Origin of the sequence: Lacinutrix gracilariae (genome assembly GCF_042684485.1) — a bacterium.
In the GTDB taxonomy this organism is placed as follows: Bacteria; Bacteroidota; Bacteroidia; order Flavobacteriales; family Flavobacteriaceae; genus Oceanihabitans; species Oceanihabitans gracilariae.
In genome coordinates, this window is the sequence record NZ_JBHULM010000011.1 from 1,598,294 (window position 1) to 1,617,703 (window position 19,410).

The 19,410-nt window shown below is 32.0% G+C and carries 14 protein-coding genes; 4 read left to right on the forward strand and 10 right to left on the reverse strand.

Annotated features, from left to right (window positions below):
• Positions 1-109: 109 nt before the first annotated feature.
• From ACFSSB_RS13990 to tamL, 5 genes are all read right to left on the reverse strand, one after another.
• Positions 110-2,353 carry a polyribonucleotide nucleotidyltransferase gene (locus ACFSSB_RS13990; RefSeq protein ID WP_379905317.1) on the reverse strand — a complete coding sequence of 748 codons (2,244 nt, stop codon included), beginning with the start codon at positions 2,351-2,353 and terminating at the stop codon, positions 110-112.
• 168 nt (positions 2,354-2,521) lie between these two features.
• Entirely contained in the window at positions 2,522-2,791 is a 270-nt protein-coding gene (gene rpsO, locus ACFSSB_RS13995; protein ID WP_379905699.1) for a 30S ribosomal protein S15, read from the reverse strand.
• A 150-nt stretch (positions 2,792-2,941) separates the two neighbouring features.
• Positions 2,942-3,799 carry an acetyl-CoA carboxylase, carboxyltransferase subunit beta gene (gene accD, locus ACFSSB_RS14000; protein WP_379905319.1) on the reverse strand — a complete coding sequence of 286 codons (858 nt, stop codon included), beginning with the start codon at positions 3,797-3,799 and terminating at the stop codon, positions 2,942-2,944.
• A 296-nt stretch (positions 3,800-4,095) separates the two neighbouring features.
• Positions 4,096-5,163: a class II fructose-bisphosphate aldolase gene (fbaA, locus tag ACFSSB_RS14005; RefSeq protein ID WP_379905321.1), complete on the reverse strand. Its 1,068-nt coding sequence runs from the start codon at positions 5,161-5,163 to the stop codon at positions 4,096-4,098.
• A 121-nt stretch (positions 5,164-5,284) separates the two neighbouring features.
• Complete coding sequence (tamL, locus tag ACFSSB_RS14010) at positions 5,285-7,810, reverse strand: translocation and assembly module lipoprotein TamL (RefSeq protein ID WP_379905323.1); 2,526 nt, start codon at positions 7,808-7,810, stop codon at positions 5,285-5,287.
• Between the two features lie 103 nt (positions 7,811-7,913).
• Between tamL and ACFSSB_RS14015 the strand changes: the two genes are divergently transcribed.
• Positions 7,914-8,639: a TrmH family RNA methyltransferase gene (locus ACFSSB_RS14015; protein WP_379905325.1), complete on the forward strand. Its 726-nt coding sequence runs from the start codon at positions 7,914-7,916 to the stop codon at positions 8,637-8,639.
• 72 nt (positions 8,640-8,711) lie between these two features.
• Here ACFSSB_RS14015 and porT read toward each other — a convergent pair whose 3' ends face one another.
• The gene (porT, locus tag ACFSSB_RS14020; protein WP_379905327.1) at positions 8,712-9,425 is read right to left on the reverse strand and encodes a type IX secretion/gliding motility protein PorT/SprT; all 714 of its coding nucleotides are present in this window, start codon (positions 9,423-9,425) and stop codon (positions 8,712-8,714) included.
• Between the two features lie 3 nt (positions 9,426-9,428).
• On the reverse strand, positions 9,429-10,154 hold the full coding sequence (gene ubiE, locus ACFSSB_RS14025; protein WP_379905329.1) for a bifunctional demethylmenaquinone methyltransferase/2-methoxy-6-polyprenyl-1,4-benzoquinol methylase UbiE: 726 nt from the start codon (positions 10,152-10,154) through the stop codon (positions 9,429-9,431).
• 223 nt (positions 10,155-10,377) lie between these two features.
• On the opposite strand from ubiE, the gene trkA reads away from it, so the two are divergent.
• Complete coding sequence (gene trkA, locus ACFSSB_RS14030; RefSeq protein ID WP_379905332.1) at positions 10,378-11,727, forward strand: Trk system potassium transporter TrkA; 1,350 nt, start codon at positions 10,378-10,380, stop codon at positions 11,725-11,727.
• A complete protein-coding gene (locus ACFSSB_RS14035) occupies positions 11,728-13,230 on the forward strand; it encodes a TrkH family potassium uptake protein (RefSeq protein WP_379905334.1) in 1,503 nt (500 codons plus the stop codon). It abuts the gene before it with no gap.
• A 624-nt stretch (positions 13,231-13,854) separates the two neighbouring features.
• Here the strand turns inward: ACFSSB_RS14035 and ACFSSB_RS14040 are convergent.
• Both ACFSSB_RS14040 and ACFSSB_RS14045 read right to left on the reverse strand, forming a co-directional pair.
• The gene (locus ACFSSB_RS14040) at positions 13,855-15,039 is read right to left on the reverse strand and encodes a pyridoxal phosphate-dependent aminotransferase (RefSeq protein ID WP_379905336.1); all 1,185 of its coding nucleotides are present in this window, start codon (positions 15,037-15,039) and stop codon (positions 13,855-13,857) included.
• Positions 15,040-15,070: 31 nt separating this feature from the next.
• The gene (locus tag ACFSSB_RS14045) at positions 15,071-16,165 is read right to left on the reverse strand and encodes a fatty acid desaturase family protein (protein ID WP_379905338.1); all 1,095 of its coding nucleotides are present in this window, start codon (positions 16,163-16,165) and stop codon (positions 15,071-15,073) included.
• 143 nt (positions 16,166-16,308) lie between these two features.
• On the opposite strand from ACFSSB_RS14045, the gene rsmG reads away from it, so the two are divergent.
• A complete protein-coding gene (rsmG, locus tag ACFSSB_RS14050; protein ID WP_379905340.1) occupies positions 16,309-16,938 on the forward strand; it encodes a 16S rRNA (guanine(527)-N(7))-methyltransferase RsmG in 630 nt (209 codons plus the stop codon).
• 75 nt (positions 16,939-17,013) lie between these two features.
• Here the strand turns inward: rsmG and ACFSSB_RS14055 are convergent, their stop codons facing one another.
• Complete coding sequence (locus tag ACFSSB_RS14055; protein WP_379905342.1) at positions 17,014-19,389, reverse strand: T9SS type A sorting domain-containing protein; 2,376 nt, start codon at positions 19,387-19,389, stop codon at positions 17,014-17,016.
• Between the last annotated feature and the right edge of the window lie 21 nt (positions 19,390-19,410).

Sequence of the window (19,410 nt, forward strand, 5' to 3'; positions counted from 1 at the left end):
TTTATAGTTTTGTTTTTTTTTAGAAAAAAATAAGTTATAGAAAATAAAAAACCCAAGTAGAAATACATCTACTTGGGTTTGTTTTTATAATTAAAGAAAAATAATTTTCTTATTTATCTCCTCTAGGTTTTCTATCGTCACGTTTTTTGTCACGTCCACGATTATCTTTACCTCTGTTATCACGTCCACCACGATCATTATTTTCTCTAGGTGGTCTTGCAACATAACCTTCTGGTTTTGGTAAGATTGCTTTTCTAGAAACTTTTTCTTTTCTAGTTCTAGGATCTACACCAAAGTATTTTACGTCAAAAACGTCACCCATGTTTACCACATCAGATACATTTTCTGTACGTTCCCAAGCTAATTCAGATACGTGTAATAATACTTCGTTACCAGGAGCTTCTGTATATTCAACAACAGCACCAAAGTCAAGCATTTTAATTACTTTCACTTCATAAATGCTACCAACTTGAGGCTTAAATAATAAAGAATCGATTTTTGCCATTACAGCATCAATACCTTTTTTACCAACACCTAAGATCTCAACAATACCTTCTTCGGTTACTGGATCTTCGTTAATAACAATAGTAGTTTCTGTTTCTTTTTGCATTTCCTGAATTACTTTTCCACCAGGACCAATTAAGGCTCCGATAAATTCATTAGGAATACGTCTTGAAACCATAGTTGGAGCATGCTCTTTAACATCTTCATTAGGTGTATCAATAGTATCTGTGATTTTACCTAAGATATGTAAACGACCATCACGAGCTTGTTTTAAAGCATTAACAAGAATTTCGTAAGATAATCCTTTTACTTTAATATCCATTTGGCAAGCTGTAATACCATCTGCAGTACCAGTTACTTTAAAATCCATATCTCCTAAGTGATCTTCATCACCTAAAATATCAGATAATACTGCGTATTTTCCAGAATCTGCATCAGAAATTAATCCCATTGCAATACCAGAAACTGGTTTCTTTAATTGTACACCAGCATCCATCATTGCCATAGTACCAGCACATACTGTAGCCATAGAAGAAGAACCGTTAGATTCTAAAATTTCTGAAACCACACGTACAGTGTAAGGACAATCATCAGGAACCATACCTTTTAAAGCACGTTGTGCTAAGTTACCATGTCCTACCTCACGACGAGATGTTCCACGAATAGGTCTAGCTTCTCCAGTTGAAAAAGGAGGGAAGTTATAGTGTAAATAGAAACGTTCTTCACCTTCAAAAGATGGCATGTCTATTTGGTTAGCTTCTCTACTTGTACCTAAAGTAACTGTAGCTAAAGCTTGAGTTTCTCCACGAGTAAAAATAGAAGAACCATGTGTAGATGGTAAATAATCTACTTCACACCAGATTGGTCTAATGTCTGTAGTTTTACGTCCATCTAAACGTAAACCTTCATTTAAAGTTAAATCTCTAACTGCAGCTTTTTCTGCTTTAGAGTAATATTTTGAAATTAAGCCACCAAAATCTTCTTGTTCTTCTTCAGAAAAAGAAGCTTTAATTTCTTCTTTAATTTCAGCAAAGGCAGCACTTCTTTCATGTTTAGAAGAACCTGCTTTAGCAACAGCATACACTTTATCGTATGCCATATCGTGAATTTTCTTCGCTAAGTCTTCGTCTGTTCTTTCTGGTTCGTATTCACGAACGTCTTTTTTACCAAAAGCTTCGGCTAATTTTACTTGAGCAGCACATTGTACTTTAATAGCTTCGTGTGCAAACTTAATAGCTTCAGTCATTTCTTCTTCAGAAATCTCATCCATTTCACCTTCTACCATCATTACAGAATCTGCAGAAGCACCAATCATCATATCGATATCAGATTCTGCTAATTGCGCTCTTGTTGGGTTGATGATAAATTCACCGTTTACACGACCAACTCTAGCTTCAGAGATTGGGCATTCAAAAGGGAAATCTGATAATTGAATAGCAGCAGAAGCAGCTAATCCTGCCATAGCATCTGGCATTACATCTTCATCATGAGACATTAATTGAATCATCACTTGCGTTTCTGAGTGATAATCTTTTGGGAATAATGGACGTAAAACACGGTCTACTAAACGCATTGTTAATACTTCACCATCACTAGGTCTTGCTTCTCTTTTAAAGAAACCTCCAGGATAACGACCTGCAGCAGCAAACTTTTCTCTGTAATCTACCGTTAATGGTAAGAAATCTACATCAGCTTGCTTGTAGTTGGAAACAACTGTACATAATAACATACATTTTCCAGATTGCACAACAACGCTACCATGCGCTTGTTTTGCTAATTTTCCGGTTTCGATAGAGATTTCTCTACCATCCCCTAGGTCTATGACCTCTTTAAAAACTTTTGGAATCATAAATTTTTTAATTCTAATTAAACATTGGTAGTTGTGTTGTGTAGTTGTTGTGTGTTACCAATGAAAAACTGTAATTAGCTTCTTCAATTTTTTGAAATTTATACTCGTTCAAATCGAGTTAATTTATAACAAAAAACCACGCTGAAAAGCGTGGTCTTTTTATTGAGATTATTTTCTTAATCCTAATTCTTTAATAATTGCACGATATCTTAAGACATCTTTCTTTGTTAAGTAGTCAAGTAAAGCACGACGCTTACCTACTAACTTTACTAATGAACGCTCTGTATTATAATCTTTACGATTTTGTTTTAAGTGCTCTGTTAAGTGATTAATTCTTGCAGTGAATAATGCAATTTGTCCTTCAGCTGTACCAGTATCGTTTTTTCCTTTACCGTGTTTTGCGAAGATTTCTTCTTTTGCTTCTTTAGTTAAATACATTCTAATATTATTGTAAATGATTTTTATGTACACGAAAGCTTTTCTTTCGAGCGGCAAATATAAGTATTTTTATTTACATAAATATATAAAAACAAAAAAAGACCTTTTCTATTTAAGAAGAAAAGGTCTTTTTGTCTATTGTATTGCTTTTTAGGCTCTTAAAGGTTGGTTAAGTACCAAGTCAATATATTGGTTTACTTTGTTTTTTAATTGATTTCTGTGTGTAATAAAGTCTAAGAAACCATGTTCTAATAAAAACTCAGAGGTTTGAAAGCCTTCAGGTAATTCTTTTCCTGTAGTATCTCTCACAATTCTAGGTCCTGCAAAACCAATTAAAGCTCCTGGCTCACTAATGTTAATGTCTCCTAACATGGCAAAAGAAGCAGTTGTTCCTCCTGTTGTTGGGTCTGTACATAAAGAAATGTATGGCAATCCTGCGTCTGCTAGTTGTGCTAGTTTTACAGAGGTTTTAGCCAATTGCATTAAAGATAATGCCGCTTCCATCATACGAGCTCCTCCCGATTTAGAGATTATCATGAATGGTAATTTCTTTTTTAATGCGTAGTCTGCTGCACGAGCTATTTTTTCTCCTACAACACTACCCATAGAACCACCAATAAAACTAAAGTCCATACAAGCAATTACTAAATCATTACCTTTAGATTTACCAACTGCTGTGCGAACAGCGTCCTTAAGTTTTGTTTTTTCTTGCGCAGCTTTTAAACGGTCTGGATACTTTTTAGTGTCTTCAAATTTTAAAGGATCTTTAGATTCTAGTTTAGCATCTAATTCTTTATATTTATTGTCGTCAAAAAGTATTTCGAAATATTCATTACTACCAATTCTTACGTGGTAACCGTCTTCTGGACTAACGTAAAAGTTTTTTTCTAGTTCTTTTGCGTCTACTATTTTACCTGTTGGTGATTTGTACCAAAGGCCTTTTGGAGTGTCTTTTTTTTCTTGCGTTGAGGTAGTGATACCTTTTTCTTTTCTTTTAAACCAAGCCATATAGATTTACGATTTTAGTTTTCTAAAATTAATTTAGTTAGTTCTTATTTAAAATAAGATAAGTGTACAAAATTACTGATTTTATTAATACAACTGAAAAATAGATGTAGCTATCTTGTTTTCTTGTAGTTTTTCTGCATAAAAAATTCCGTTTAAGTGCTGATGTTGTTCAGTTTAAACGGAATTTTATTTTATGTAATTATCTTGATTTGCGTTAGGGATGGAGCAATTGTTGGAGCACATCTTTGATTGCGACTTGCGAGAGCCCGACCCTTGGGTAACGCCAAAAAATACTTTTAAAGGGTATTTACATTGTTAAGGTCTTCAAATGCTTTTTTAAGACGCTCTACAAATGTTTGCTCTCCTTTACGTAACCAAACGCGAGGGTCATAATGTTTTTTGTTTGGAGATTCTGGACCATCTGGACTACCAATTTGTGATTGTAAGTAGTCTGTTTTTTCTGCCATGTAATCTCTTACGCCTGTCATGAATGCGTATTGCATATCTGTATCGATATTCATTTTAATTACTCCGTAACCTATAGCTTCTCTTATTTCATCAAGCGTTGATCCTGATCCTCCATGAAATACAAAGTCGATATGGTTGTGTGGTAAATTGTGTTTTTTAGAAAGGAATTCTTGTGAGTTTTTAAGAATTTTTGGTGTTAGTTTTACGTTTCCTGGTTTGTATACACCATGTACGTTACCAAATGCTGCTGCAATGGTAAATTGGTCGCTTACTTTACTTAACTCTTCATAAGCATAAGCTACTTCTTCTGGTTGTGTGTATAGTTTAGACTCGTCTACATCACTATTATCTACACCATCTTCTTCTCCTCCTGTGATACCTAATTCTATTTCTAGGGTCATGCCCATTTTACTCATTCTTGCTAAGTACTCTTTACATATTTCTATGTTTTCTTCTAAAGGTTCTTCACTTAAATCAATCATGTGCGAACTGTAAAGAGGTTTACCTGTTTCTGCAAAGTGTTGTTCACTAGCATCTAGTAAACCATCAATCCAAGGTAATAGTTTTTTTGCACAATGGTCTGTATGTAAAATTACAGGAACACCATAAGCTTCTGCCATTAGGTGTATGTGTTTAGCGCCAGCAACACTTCCTGCAATTGCAGCTTTTTGGTTTTCATTGCTAAGTCCTTTTCCTGCATTAAATTGTGCGCCACCATTAGAGAATTGAATAATAACTGGTGCGTTTAATTCTGCTGCAGTTTCTAAAACACCATTGATACTATTAGAGCCAATAACGTTTACAGCTGGTAGCGCAAAGCCTTTTTCTTTAGCTAGTTTGAAAATTTCTTGTACTTCACGACCTGTTGCTACTCCTGGTTTTATATTATGTGCCATTCTATTTTGGTATTTAGTTTTAAGTTTGTTTAACCAAAAGTACGTAATTTTTAAATAATTATAGTAGAATAAACGGAATCTTAGCTAGAAATTATGCTATAACGTTTTCGTAGTAATGTGCCTAAAAAGGGTAGTTTATACCTATATTATATACCGCTTTGTTAAAATTGTAGTTGTAAAACCAACGGTTATTGTCTAGTGCTGGGTTGTAGGTTTTAAATCCTATATCTAGCCTTGCTACAGCAAAACCAAAATCATATCTAATACCAAAACCAGAACCAATAGCGATGTCGTTTAATGAGGAAAAGCTAGAAAAGGTTGCTTCGTCATTTTCTACATCATCTAGTACATTCCAGATATTACCAACGTCTATAAATAGTGCTGCGTTAACATTGCCAAAAACATTAAATCTGTTTTCAATGCTAAATGCTAGTTTAAGGTTAGCCTCATTAAACTCATTGTTGGTTTCTGAGCTTCCTGGACCTAAACTATAAGCGGTCCATGCACGATTATCATTGGTTCCTCCTGCAAAGAAACTTTTAGAAAAAGGAATATTTGTTGAGTTACCATAAGGTATGGCTATACCTAAAAAACCTCGAGCAGCAAGTACATTTTTCTTACCTAAATCCCAGTGACGTATATAGTCAAACTCTGTTTTTACATATTGAGAGAATGCTACATTGAAAAATTCGTATTGATCGTTGCTGTTTTTTTCTAGTCCAAATACTTTAGATGCTGTAGAGAAGATGTTTCCTGCTAATTCTAATTTAAATCTAAATATAGAAAAGGTTTCATCAAATAAATTTTCACGTTTATCTTTTGTGTAATAGTAGTTAGAAGAAAAAATTAGGTTGTTTTCTGTTAGCCTGTCTTTACGTTCACTAATAGCAGAAATGGTTTGGTAATCATCATCACTAGGGGTTAGAGAAGTGTTTCCGTTTAGTACATCTGTAATAAATAAATCTGCTTCTTCAGGAATAGATAAATCTTCACTATCTGTAGTATATGCTAAGTCTTGTGCAATATCATTTAAATTATCATAAGAGGTTTCATAGACATTAAAATAATTATCGGTATTTAAGTTTCTTACATATTGTGCGTTAAAAACATCTAACCTGTTTGTTACTACTCTGTTTGGGTACCATTTGTAATTAAAAGCTCCTGTTACTGTTTGTTTATCAAGACCAATGTTTGTTTGGCTAGACATAGCTAAAGATATTATGGTACTAGGAAACATGTGTTTTGGTATTATTTTTTCGGTATTAAAAGGAGAAAATAATCTTGGAATAGTAAGTTTTAGGTTTGCACCAATTTCATTGATGTCAAAAAATTGGTCACTATCATTTGCTGCATCTTTTGAAGCACCAATAGAACCTATGGCAGAAAGTTCTAAAGTTTCTGCTCCTTTAAATACATTACGCATAAATATACTAGGGTTTAATGCAAAACCAATGGTTTGTATATTGCTTTGCGAAACTTCTGCACTAAACCCAAGGTTAAATTTCTTTAAAGGAGTTAAGTAAATATTAGCAGTAAGCGTAGTGTCTTTGTTTTCTATATATTCAATATCTGGATACTTAAAGGTTTTTAAATTACTAATATGTCTGTAAGTACGTGTTCTGTTTATATCTTTAAAAAGACTGTGAGGAGTAATAAAAATGGCATCTGTTAATGCTTTTGGGTTGTATCGCATTTTGCCAATACTAAATAAATTGTAATTGTTATAGGTTAACGTGTCGCTTATGGTTTTGTTTCGGTTTTCATAAGAACTATTGGTATATATATTAACGTCTTTAACTGTGTATTTTTTAAAAGGACTAGTGTAATTAGAATCTTGTTTTCTTAGTACTCTGTTTTTAATTTGTAAATCAACAATAACTTTTTGGTTGTTGTTAATAGAATCCATTTCAAAAAAGACATAATCCTGACTAAAATGATAGATACCAGAATTTAAAAATAGATCTGTAATACGTTGTCTTTCTAGTTCAAAGTTAACAGACTTATATTGTTCTTTTTTAATTAGGGTTTTGCTTTTTTGTGCTTGATATAGAGAATCTAAAATAGGAGTTTCTATTGAGGTTATTAGAGAGTCTACTTTATATAGTTTTCCTGTATTTACTGTGTATTTTACAGCAGCTTTTTTGTTGGCTAAAGTATCTATTGAAGCTGAAGCTGTAGCGTTAAACCAACCGTTATTAATATAGTAAGCTTCTAAAAGGTTTATAGATTTTTTAGTTTTAGATTCGTCTATAACTACAGGAGCTTCTCCTGTTTTTTTTAGCCAAGCATTAAAGTTTACTTTAGATTCTATGTATTTGTCTAGTTGTTTTTTAGAAAGAAAATTTTCTAAATGTTTTTTGTGTTTTGGGTTTTTGTTGATTTGTTCGTTTACAATAGAGTCTATATTAGGTCTTGCGGTATTGTAAATATGAAGGCGTAAAGGAATTCCTAAAAGTTTTCGGTTTGGACTTTGAAACAACAGGTTGTTTATACGTTCTGAGTTTACTTTTTTATTATTTACAACGATGCTGTTATTAACCAGTAGGTGTTTATCATCTGCAACTCTTTTAACCGTATCACAAGAAGTGAAAAACACAGCAAGTAATACAAGTGCTATTAAATTGGTATTAAAGGGTTGTAGATTCAAGAATATTATGTGATAAATTAATACTAATTTTGTTTTAATGAATTTAAGGTTTCATCTTTAGCCAATAAAAACCTTTTTATAGTTTCAAAAATACATTATTTACATGTTAACCAAAAGCCAAATAAAATTAATAACTAGTTTAAAGCAAAAAAAGTATAGACAGCAGGAAGGTTTGTTTGTAGCTGAGGGATTAAAAACAATTAAAGAATTATTAAACTCTTCATTACAGCTGTATCATGTATTTACAACAACGTCTTTTCAAATTAATGACGAAGCAGAAACGATAATTACAGAAAAAGAATTAAAAAAAATTAGCTTTTTAACCACGCCTAATAAGGCTTTAGCTGTTTTTAAAATACCAGAAACTAGAAAGATAAATACCAATAGCCTTATTGTAGCTTTAGATGATGTAAGAGATCCTGGTAACTTAGGAACTATAATACGATTATGTGATTGGTTTGGTGTTGTTGATTTGGTTTGTAGTAATGCAACTGTAGATTGTTATAATCCTAAAGTTATACAAGCAACTATGGGATCTATAACTAGAGTTAATATTAGTTATTTACATTTAGAAAACTTTTTAAAAGAAACCAATACAGCGGTTTTTGGTACTTTTATGGATGGCGAAAATGTATATAAAAGCCAATTACCAAATAAGGGTGTTTTAGTTTTAGGAAACGAAGCTAACGGTGTTTCTACAGCTATTGAAGCATTAGCAAGTAAAAGAATAAGTATTCCTAGATTTGGACAATTACAAGCAACCGAAAGTTTAAACGTTGCAACTGCAACAGCTATTTTGTTAAGTGAGTTTAAAAGAGAAAGTGTTTAGAGAACTGTTATTGTAAAAAATTCTCTAAACTACTTTTAAGTTTTATGTTAACTTACTACTAAGTTGCCTGTTTTATTGAAACGTTAAGTTTATAAACAATCCTCTAGTTTTCATGCTTGAAATATTTCCTGTCCAAGGGCTGTTTGGGTCTTCATCAGGAACAATTTCTTCATTTAAAGCAAAAATACCACGAACAGAAGGCGTAAATTTAAAGAAGAATAAATAGAAATCTATACCAAAACCAATTTCATAGTACATGTTGTTTTTCTTCATTCTAAACTCTCCAGCACTATTATCGTCCGGATTGTCTTGATTACTAGAAAGGTTTAAAGCGGTAGAAATACCTCCAACAATAAATGGTTTAAAGTTATTTATACGTTTGGTAGAAAGTTTTAAAAGTAAAGGTATATGTATATACGTAGATTTTACTTCACGAATTAAGTCTGCATCTGTGTATTCTAAACCTGCAAAATAACTTTCGTCATAAATTAAATTTCTAGAAGTTATAAATAAACCTGGTTCTAGTCTTACATCTACATAGTCGTTAATTCTTAAGTTACCAACAAGACCAACGCTAAAACCTGTGGTTGTTTCTACTTGTATATCTTTTTTGTCTTCGTAATAATCAAAATTAAAATTATAGCTATTAAACCCAAGAAAGTAGCCATAGCTTAAACGCGCTTTGTCTACATTTTCATTGTTTTTTATACGCTCTTTGCTAAATAATTGTGCAGAAGAAGTTTGAAAAACAAAAAGAGTAATAACTATAGTAAGTAAATTTTTCATAAATTATTTTGATGATTTATAAATTGTAGCCACACCAAATGTTTGCGGGAAATCTTTAACATTAATAAACCCCGTTTCTCTTAAAATATTGTTTAAAGCTTCACCAAAAGGAAAAACAGAAGCAGATTCGCATAAATATTTATACGCACTTCTATCTTTAGAAAAGATTTTACCTATTAAAGGTAGAATGTTTTTTGTGTAAAAATTATACCCTTGTTTATAAGGTGTTTTTGTAGGCATTGAAGTTTCAAGTATCACAAAAGTACCTTGAGGTTTTAAAACTCTATGAATTTCTTTTAGTCCTTTTTCAAGAGTTTCAAAATTTCTTACACCAAAAGCAACAGTTATAGCATCAAAAGAATTGTCTTCAAAAGGCATATTCTCGCTATCTCCTAAAACCATTTCAATAGTGTTTTCTAATCCACGTTTTTTTATTTTGGTTTTACCAATGTCAAGCATACCACTACTTATGTCTAAGCCTACAATTTTTTCGGCATTGGTTTTTGCTAAATTAATGGCAAGATCTCCTGTTCCTGTAGCAATATCTAAAATTGTTTTTGGCTTCGCTTCGCTAACCATTGCAACTACTTTTTTACGCCAAGAAACATCAATTCCAAAAGAAATAACTCTATTTAAGCCATCGTAATCTTCTGAGATAGTATCAAACATTTTGGTAACTTGCTCTTTCTTACCTAAATCACTATCCTTATATGGTTTTATTTTCGACAAATTTATTTTTTTTGCAAACTTACATATTTTTTTTCTTTAAACAGTTCTAGACTAATCAAATCAAACACTTGTCCTTAATTTATATTCTAAAATAATTTGCTGTATATTTGCATACTTTTTATATTAAAAACTAATAAAACCTACATTACAAGTTATGTAATGTTTTGTATATTTAAAGAATGCATTTAACATCTTACCCTTTTAAAATAAAGCACATTAACAGATGAAAATAATTATTGCTGGAGCTGGTGAAGTAGGATTTCATTTAGCAAAATTATTGTCTTATGAGTCGCAGGAAATAACCTTAATCGATATCAATAAAGAGAGTCTGTCTTATGCAGATAATCATTTAGACATAAAGGTTATTAAGGGAGATGCCACTTCTATTTCTATATTAAAAGAAGCAAACGTTAATCAAATAGATTTACTAATTGCTGTAACCGCTTCTGAGACAACCAATATTACAGCCTGCGTATTGGCAAAGCAACTTGGTGCTAAACGTACTATTGCTAGAATTTCTAATACGGAGTTTATACAAAACAAAGACGAAGTAGGGTTTACAGAGTTAGGTATAGATGAATTAATCTCACCAGAATCTTTAGCAGCAGCAGAGATCAATCTTTTGCTTAATAAATCTGCATTTAATGATAGTTATGAGTTTGAAGAAGGCGCTTTAACTATGGTTGGTTTAACCTTAGCTAAAACAGCTTCGTTTGTAGGTAAAACAGTAAAAGAAGCTGCAGAGTTGTTTAATGAAATTCATTTTGTGCCAATTGCAATTCAGCGTTTTGGAACACAGTTTACCATTATACCACGTGGAGATACAGAATTTAAAGAAGGGGATAATGTAGTATTTATTACCAGTGAAGGTGGAGGAGAAGAGCTTTGTAAAATGACAGGCAAAAGCAATGCCGAAATTAAAAATGTCATGGTACTTGGTGGTAGTAAAATTGGTTATAAAACTTCCAGAGATTTATGTACTAAAAACTTTAATGTTAAGCTTATCGAGAAAGATAAAGATATAGCTTTTGATCTTGCAGATGAATTAGAAAAAGTTTTAGTAATTAATGGGGATGGTAGAAATGTAGATTTGCTAGACGAAGAAAGTATAGCAGATATGGATGCCTTTATTTCTGTAACAGGAAACTCTGAAACCAATATCATGTCTTGTCTTGTAGCAAAATCTAAAGGTGTAAAAAAGACCATTGCTCTTGTAGAAAATATGGATTACTTTGAGTTGTCACAGTCTATAGGTATTGATACACTTATTAATAAAAAGCTACTTGCTGCAAATAATATTTTTAGATATATACGTAAAGGAGAAGTGGTTGCAATGACTAAACTAAACAACATGAATGCAGAGTTGTTAGAGTTTAAGGTTAAACAAACTTCAAAGATTAATAATAAGTATATTAAAGATGCAGATTTTCCAAGGTCTGCTATAATTGGAGGTGTTATTAGAGATGGTAAAGGCTATATTGCATTAGGGGACTTTAAAATTCAAAAAGGTGATAATGTTGTTGTATGTTGTTTACCAAGATCTATTAAACGCGTTGAAAAAATATTCTTGTAAATGAGAGCAATAAAGCTTAACTACAAAATTATTTTCCATTTTCTGGGATTACTACTATTGTTTAATGGAGGTTTTATGCTTCTTTCTTCATTAATAAGTTACATCTATCAAGATGGTGTTACTTATAAGTTATTTCTTTCTGGTATTGTAACGCTTATTATTGGTGTTATAGCAATGGTTGCTACCAGAAAACATAGCAAAGAAATGAACAAACGTGAAGGTTACATTGTGGTAACTTTTGGCTGGATTGTCATGTCGCTTTCTGGAACTTTGCCTTATGTTTTTACAGAAAGTATACCGCATTTTACAGACGCTTTTTTTGAAACCATGTCTGGTTTTACTACTACAGGAGCATCCATTTTAGATGATATTGAAGCTGTGCCAGAAGGAGTGTTGTTTTGGCGAAGCTTAACCCATTGGATTGGTGGTATGGGTATTATTGTTTTAGCAATAGCTATTTTACCCTTGCTAGGAATTGGAGGAATGCAACTTTTTGCAGCAGAAGCTCCAGGACCAAGTACAGATAAACTACATCCTAGAATTACAGATACAGCAAAGCGTTTATGGCTAATTTATTTTGGTTATACTATTGCTGAAACTATTTTATTGCAAGTGGCAGGAATGTCGTTTTTTGATGCCATTAACCATTCGTTATGTACCTTGTCTACTGGAGGTTTTTCTACTAAAAATGCAAGTGTTGCTTATTGGAATAACGAGCCTATAATACAATATATTATCATTGTATTTATGTTTTTAGCAGGAACCAACTTTGTATTGAGTTACTTTGCTTTTAAAGGAAAAGTGCAAAAAGTAATACATGATGAAGAGTTTAAACTTTACTTTAAGTTTATAGCTATTTTTACAGCTATAGTAGCTTTGATAATTTATTTTAGAGCAGATCTTACAGAGTCTACTATTGTGCATCCTATGGTTTGGGGAGAAGGCGAAAGCGCTTTTCGTCATGCATTATTTCAAGTATTATCGGTTATAACAACAACAGGTTTTGTAACGGCAGATTATACCTTATGGACTCCGTTTTTAGTGGTTTTCTTTTTTGGTATTATGTTTCTTGGTGGTTCTGCAGGAAGTACTTCTGGAGGTGTAAAAGTTGTACGCCATCTGGTATTGATAAAAAACGGTTTTTTAGAATTTAAGCGTACTTTACATCCAAACGCAATTGTTCCTGTTCGATATAATAAAAAAGCAATTTCAGGAGAAATTGTATTTAATATTCTTGCCTTTTTTATTCTTTATATGTTGTCATTTATTGTAGGAGCTTTAGTGTTTTCTATGATGGGAATAAATTTTGAATCTTCTATAGGTTTAGCTGCTTCAAGTCTTGGTAATGTTGGTCCTGCACTTGGTAATTTTGGTCCTGTAAATAATTATGGCGCTTTGCCTGATTTAGGAAAATGGTGGTGTAGCTTTTTAATGCTTATTGGTAGGTTAGAATTGTTTACTGTACTTATATTGTTTACTCCATTCTTTTGGCGTAATAGATAGAGTTTAAATTTCATTTCCTTTCTTTTCTTCTGAAGAATCCCTTTTTTTATTGAAAAAGTGTAACATACGTATAAAAAATACTACATATATATAAAGCCGCTTTTATAAGATTGTTAACTGATGATCTTTTGAGTTACCCTCAAAATAATCTTTTATAGTATAAAATATAGAAAACAAGAAAGTCCTTTCTTGTAATACACTTCTATGGTCTAAAATGTAATGTTTCACTTCCGAAGTCTTCGGAATAATATCTAGAAATTATGGGGTTTGGTGGTTCTGTACAAGCAATGATTACTGTCTTAAAGAATAACGAAAAAATGCGTTCGCGACGAAGCAAACGAAAATCGTTGGATGGAAGCTATGCTAAGGTGAGATTAAAGTTTCCTAATACTGCAACTAAGGAAGATTTAAAGAAAATTGAAGTTAGGTTGCAACAAGAACGCAAACAAACAAGGATAAAGCAGTATATTATTTTTGCCTTTGTTTTAAGCCTTTTGCTAATACTAATAGGCATGTATATATAAACAACTTTGCCTTAGTTGAAGCCTTGTTGTTATTGCTTATAAAAAAAAAGCCATGAATATATAATTCATGGCTTTTTAAGTGTTTTATAAAAGTGCTTAATTAGCTAACTGCTTCTTTAATTCTTTTTATAGCTTCTATAATTTGATCTTGACTTGCAGCATAAGAAATTCTAATACAGTTAGGATTACCAAAAGCTTCACCAGTTACTGTAGCAACTAAAGCTTCTTCTAATAGGTATAAAGAAAAATCTGTAGCATTGTTTATTTTTTTACCTTTTAATGTCTTTCCGAAGAAAGAAGAAATATTAGGAAATACATAAAATGCTCCTTCTGGTGTGTTAGTGGTAAAACCATCGATGTCATTTAATAAATCTAGAACTAAATCTCTACGTACTTTAAATTCATCTATCATGAATTGTACTTTGCTAGGAGATTCGTTTAAAGCAGTAATTACAGCACGTTGTGCTATACAGTTTGCACCACTTGTTACTTGACCTTGTATTTTATTACAAGCACGAGCAATAGCTTCTGGAGCACCTAAATAACCAATTCTCCAACCAGTCATAGCAAATGCTTTAGAAACACCATTAATAGTGATGGTTCTGTCATACATACCATCTATTTCAGCCATACTTACATGACCACCAATAAAGTTTATGTGTTCGTAAATTTCATCAGAAACTACATAAATATTTGGGTGTTTTCTTAAAACTTCAGCTAGCGCTTCTAGTTCTTCTCTACTATATACAGATCCACTAGGATTGCAAGGTGAAGAAAACCATACCATTTTGGTTTTTGGTGTAATAGCAGCTTCTAATTGCGCAGCTGTCATTTTAAAATCGTTTTCTATAGAGGTTGCAACTTCTACAGGAACACCTTCAGAAACTTTTACTATATCACTATAGCTTACCCAATATGGACAAGGTAAAATAACTTCGTCTCCAGAGTTAAGCATCACCATTGCTACATTATACAAGCACTGTTTTGCTCCAGTAGAAACCACAATTTGTGGTAAGGTATACGTTAAGTTGTTGTCTCTTTTAAACTTGGTAATAACCGCTTGTTTTAACTCTACATATCCATCAACAGGAGTATATGAGTTATAGTCTTCATTAATAGCTTGTATAGCTGCTTCTTTAATAAAGTCAGGTGTGTTAAAATCTGGTTCACCAAGACTTAAACCAATAATGTCTTTTCCTTCTGCTTTTAGTTCTCTAGCTTTTGCTGCCATAGCTAAAGTGGCAGATGTAGACATGTTCATTATCCTTTCTGAAAGTAGGCTCATTGTAAATTGTTATTTATGGTACTATTATTAATTATGCCATACTAGGTTTTTGACCTAGTACCTTTAATTGTTTATAATGTTCTGCTATTGCTGTCCAAATTGAGTTGTACTCGTTGTAAGGTAAGCTAAATTCATGTGCGGTTTCTTTAACAATTTTTGCTATGTTTTTGTAGTGAACATGGCTAATATGAGAAAATAAATGATGCTCTACTTGTCTGTTTAATCCTCCAGTATAGAATTCTACTAACCAACTTTTTGGAGAGAAATTAGAAGTAGTAAATAATTGGTGAATAGCCCAAGTGTTTTTCATGTTACCATTTTCATCAGGTACAGGCATTTCTGTATTTGGCATTACGTGTGCTAATTGAAAAATAACACTAAGAATAATTCCTGCAGTATAGTGCATGATTAAAAAGCCAATTAAAACTTGCCACCAAGTGTAGCCTAATGCTAAAGGTAAAACTACCCAAATAGAATAGTAAATTATTTTACCAATGATTAATTTGGTCCATTGTGTAGCTGGTTTAGGAAAATCACCATAAGATAATTTTCTTTTTAAGTACACATAGGTTTGTTTAAAATCTGTGGTAATTGCCCAGTTTACAGTTAATAAACCATATAAGAAAAAGGCATAATATTTTTGGTATTGGTGAATTTTTAACCATTTTGAATGTTTAGAAAAACGAATAATTCTTCCAGCATCAATGTCTTCATCATGTCCTTGAATGTTGGTGTACGTGTGGTGTAAAACATTGTGTTGTACTTTCCAGTTGTAATCGTTACCAGCTAGAATATGTATGCTACTTCCCATTAATTTATTTACCCATTTTTTACTAGAAAATGAACCATGGTTTGCATCATGCATTACATTCATACCTACTCCTGCCATACCTATACCTATAACCATCATAGATATAATTTGTAGCCAAGTTGGCATGTCAATAGTTAATAGTAATACTAAAGGACCAAGTAATAATGTAAACATTATAATGGTCTTAATGTATAGTTTTGTGTTACCTGTTTTTTTAATGTTATTTTCTTTAAAATAGTTGTTAACACGCTTGTTTAGTGTCCTGAAAAATTTTGCAGAATCTGTTCTTGAAAAGGATATTGTTTGTTTTGTCATCTTGTTACTTTTTACTGTATTGAAGCTTAAAAATATAAGTATCAATTATCGCTCCAAAGATAATTAATATTGATGTGCATCTTAATAAATTTTTCATAAAAATGCACAATAATTTCTCTACTTTTGTGCAAAATTAAAATATTATGCAGTTACTTCTTAAGTATTTTCCAAACCTAACAGAAGATCAGATAGATAAGTTTACTAAGCTAGAGGCTTTGTACCAAGATTGGAATTTAAAAATTAATGTGGTTTCAAGAAAAGATATTGATGAACTGTATTTACGTCATGTTCTTCATTCTTTAGCCATTGCTAAGGTGATAGAATTTAAACCTAACACTAAAATAATGGATGTTGGTACAGGAGGAGGTTTTCCTGGAATACCTTTAGCAATTTTGTTTCCAGAATGTTCTTTTCATTTGGTAGATAGCATCAATAAAAAACTAAATGTAGTTAGAGAGGTTGTAGATGGTTTAGGTTTAGAAAACGTAAAAACAACACATTGTAGAGTAGAAGAAATTAAAGATACTTATGATTTTATTGTAAGCAGAGCTGTTGCTGCAATGCCAACTTTTGTGCATTGGGTAAAAGGTAGAGTTGCTAAAAAACAAAACCACACACTTAAAAATGGTATTATTTATTTAAAAGGAGGTGATTTAGCCGAAGAGCTTCAAGACTACCCAAAGGCAACTATATATAATATTTCAGATTTTTATTCTGAAGATTTTTTTGAAACTAAAAAAGTGGTGCATTTACCACTAAAATTTAAAGGTTAATTAAAACAATATTCTGTTTCATAAAAAAAGCGCTTCTAGTTTAGAAGCGCTTTTTTTTGTAGGTAGTATATTATATTACTTTACCACAAACTTGGTTTTTAAGTTTTGGTTTTCTGTAGTTTCAATATTTAATATATATAAGCCAGAAGCAATATGTAAAGGTATGTTTGTTCTTTCGTTTAACGTGATTTGCGTATTGTAAACCATTTTTCCTGTTACATCTATAATTGTAATTTTTGCATTTTCATAGGTTTCTGTACTTAAAATGTTTAAACCGTTATTAATTGGGTTTTGCTCTAGTTTGATACTGTTTTGCATTTTAGCATCTGTAGAAAGTGTTTCTTGAAATATTTCATATAAAGCAAAAGCTACGTTTCCTTGGGTTAAAGTAACATGTGGCTCGTTTACTGTTGGCATGTACCAAGCATCAAAAGGAGTTGTGCTTGTGGTAGCTCTGCTAGTAGTAATTCCTGAAGGTGTATGAAACCAATTTATTTCATTATTAGTAATTTCAAAAGCCATAGCGCTTACGCTTGGTATAAAATTAAAGTGGTCTGTGTTTAATGAACCTAAAAAATCACCAACTAAACCATCTGTAGCTAATTCTTCGGTTAACTTTAATATATCAAACAAGCCTCCAGAAGCAGCATCAATTCCGTTAGAGTAGGTAAAAGCGGTAGAGTTTGCATTATTTTCTCTATCATTAGCTAAAGGAAACCACCATGAAAAATCTAAATGTACTTTACTGGTTTGTACTTGTGTTCCTGCGTAAGGTGTAAAGCGCGTGTCTACCTTTAATTCTGCTCCAGTCATTACATCAATATCTGCATCTAGAATTTTGCTACCAGGAAGCAAATCATTGCTGTTATTGGTATTGTCTGGGTAACGACTATTGTTTCCGCTTCCGTTTATAATAGATACATTTCTGGTTAACTCAGGATAACCAGAGGTAGTAAGATTGTTTAAATTGGTGTAAAAAATGTTTTTAAAAGCATGTGCTCTTGGTGTTGCTAAACTATTATTAAAAGTTACACCATCACTATTAGTAATATGTGGTTCAAATTGATCGGTTAACATTTGTCTAGCAGCAGGAGAGGTTAGCATACCATCAATAATGGGTTGTAGTTCTTCTACGTTTTGATCTCCTAGTACCCAAAAATCGTCTAAACCAAAGGCAAGAAAGTTAAATTGGTGTTGAAAACCAATAGGAACGTTTGCTCCATGATGAGGTGCATCAAAAGAAATCCATAATCTAGTTTCATGATTCATATTCGCATTTTCCATATAGTTTAATGCGTATCTTGAAATTAAACCTCCCATACTTGGCCCAATCACTACGTTTTGAGCTGTACCTACTTTTTGCATGTTTATAAGGTTTATTAATTCTACCAATAGCATAGCGTTTCGTTCTATAAAATCTGAACCTCCATCAATAACTTGATTGTCTGCTGCTCTTGTATATACAGGGAAATTTAAGTACACAACATCAAAACCTTCTTCTTTTACTAAAGTTTCTAGGTTTGAGGTTGTGCCATTATCATCAAAATCTAATAGTTCTTGCAATCCAGTAATATCTCTGCCATCTCCAGGATCAAATCCGTCTACTAAAAAAATAGGTTTGTCAAGTATGTTGTCGTTGCTTAAAAATATTTCGTATTCTCCAACACCAGGATATGAAGTGCTTTCACCATAAGCAGATAGGTTAGGAGTAATGCTTGATGTAAAGGTTGCAACTTCTCTGTTGTATAAATTACTTAAATCTTGGTTAGCGTATTTAATTTCAATAGTAGAGGTTCTAGAAACTAACTCGCCTGAATCTAATGTTAAATTAAAGCGTATTGTTTTTTTTCCTTCTTCTTCATATAAAACGGTAATGTTTTGATCAAGAGGTATGGTTCTAAAACCTTCTCCATCGTTAAAATCTACTGTGATTTTAGTAATGCTGTTATTGGTAGTATTAAAAATATTAGAGCTGTTTAAACGAAAAGTGGTTTGTAGTCCTTTTGTTTTTTTTCGAAGAGGAGCAGCAATGGTTATGCTCTTTTTTTCAAAAATAGGTGTTTCGGTATCTGTTCTTAATACGTAGCCTTGTGCATCAACAGTTACTGTATTGTTTTGCATTGCAGTATCTGTTATAGATTCAAATTCACTATGTAGAATTGCTAAAGGAATTGCTTTAGTAAAATAACTTTGTTTGGTTTGTTCTTTTAGGCTTTGTAGTGGTAGAAGGCGTTCTTGTAAATCTCCTTGCGCAATGGTTTTATAGGCTTGATAAAATTGAAAGTGGTTTATTTTTTTTTGATTGTAGTTTGTAATATCCTCTGCTAATTGGTTTTGTGTTAAAACCGAAGTTTCCATGTCTGAAGTGTCAAACTTTTGAAAAGCTTTTTTTTGTTGTGCACATAATGAGATACTTAAGAGGGTAAATACTAGGAAATAGAATTTTTTCATAATATATATTTAAGGATGGAT

What these genes read in the sequence shown, in the direction of transcription:
- ACFSSB_RS14015 (WP_379905325.1), top strand. Translation starts at nt 7,914, where the DNA reads ATGTTAACCAAAAGCCAAATAAAATTAATAACTAGTTTAAAGCAAAAA.
- porT (WP_379905327.1), bottom strand. Translation starts at nt 9,425, where the DNA reads ATGAAAAATTTACTTACTATAGTTATTACTCTTTTTGTTTTTCAAACT.
- rsmG (WP_379905340.1), top strand. Translation starts at nt 16,309, where the DNA reads ATGCAGTTACTTCTTAAGTATTTTCCAAACCTAACAGAAGATCAGATA.
- fbaA (WP_379905321.1), bottom strand. Translation starts at nt 5,163, where the DNA reads ATGGCACATAATATAAAACCAGGAGTAGCAACAGGTCGTGAAGTACAA.
- ACFSSB_RS14055 (WP_379905342.1), bottom strand. Translation starts at nt 19,389, where the DNA reads ATGAAAAAATTCTATTTCCTAGTATTTACCCTCTTAAGTATCTCATTA.
- trkA (WP_379905332.1), top strand. Translation starts at nt 10,378, where the DNA reads ATGAAAATAATTATTGCTGGAGCTGGTGAAGTAGGATTTCATTTAGCA.
- accD (WP_379905319.1), bottom strand. Translation starts at nt 3,799, where the DNA reads ATGGCTTGGTTTAAAAGAAAAGAAAAAGGTATCACTACCTCAACGCAA.
- ACFSSB_RS13990 (WP_379905317.1), bottom strand. Translation starts at nt 2,353, where the DNA reads ATGATTCCAAAAGTTTTTAAAGAGGTCATAGACCTAGGGGATGGTAGA.
- rpsO (WP_379905699.1), bottom strand. Translation starts at nt 2,791, where the DNA reads ATGTATTTAACTAAAGAAGCAAAAGAAGAAATCTTCGCAAAACACGGT.
- ACFSSB_RS14045 (WP_379905338.1), bottom strand. Translation starts at nt 16,165, where the DNA reads ATGACAAAACAAACAATATCCTTTTCAAGAACAGATTCTGCAAAATTT.
- ACFSSB_RS14040 (WP_379905336.1), bottom strand. Translation starts at nt 15,039, where the DNA reads ATGAGCCTACTTTCAGAAAGGATAATGAACATGTCTACATCTGCCACT.
- ACFSSB_RS14035 (WP_379905334.1), top strand. Translation starts at nt 11,728, where the DNA reads ATGAGAGCAATAAAGCTTAACTACAAAATTATTTTCCATTTTCTGGGA.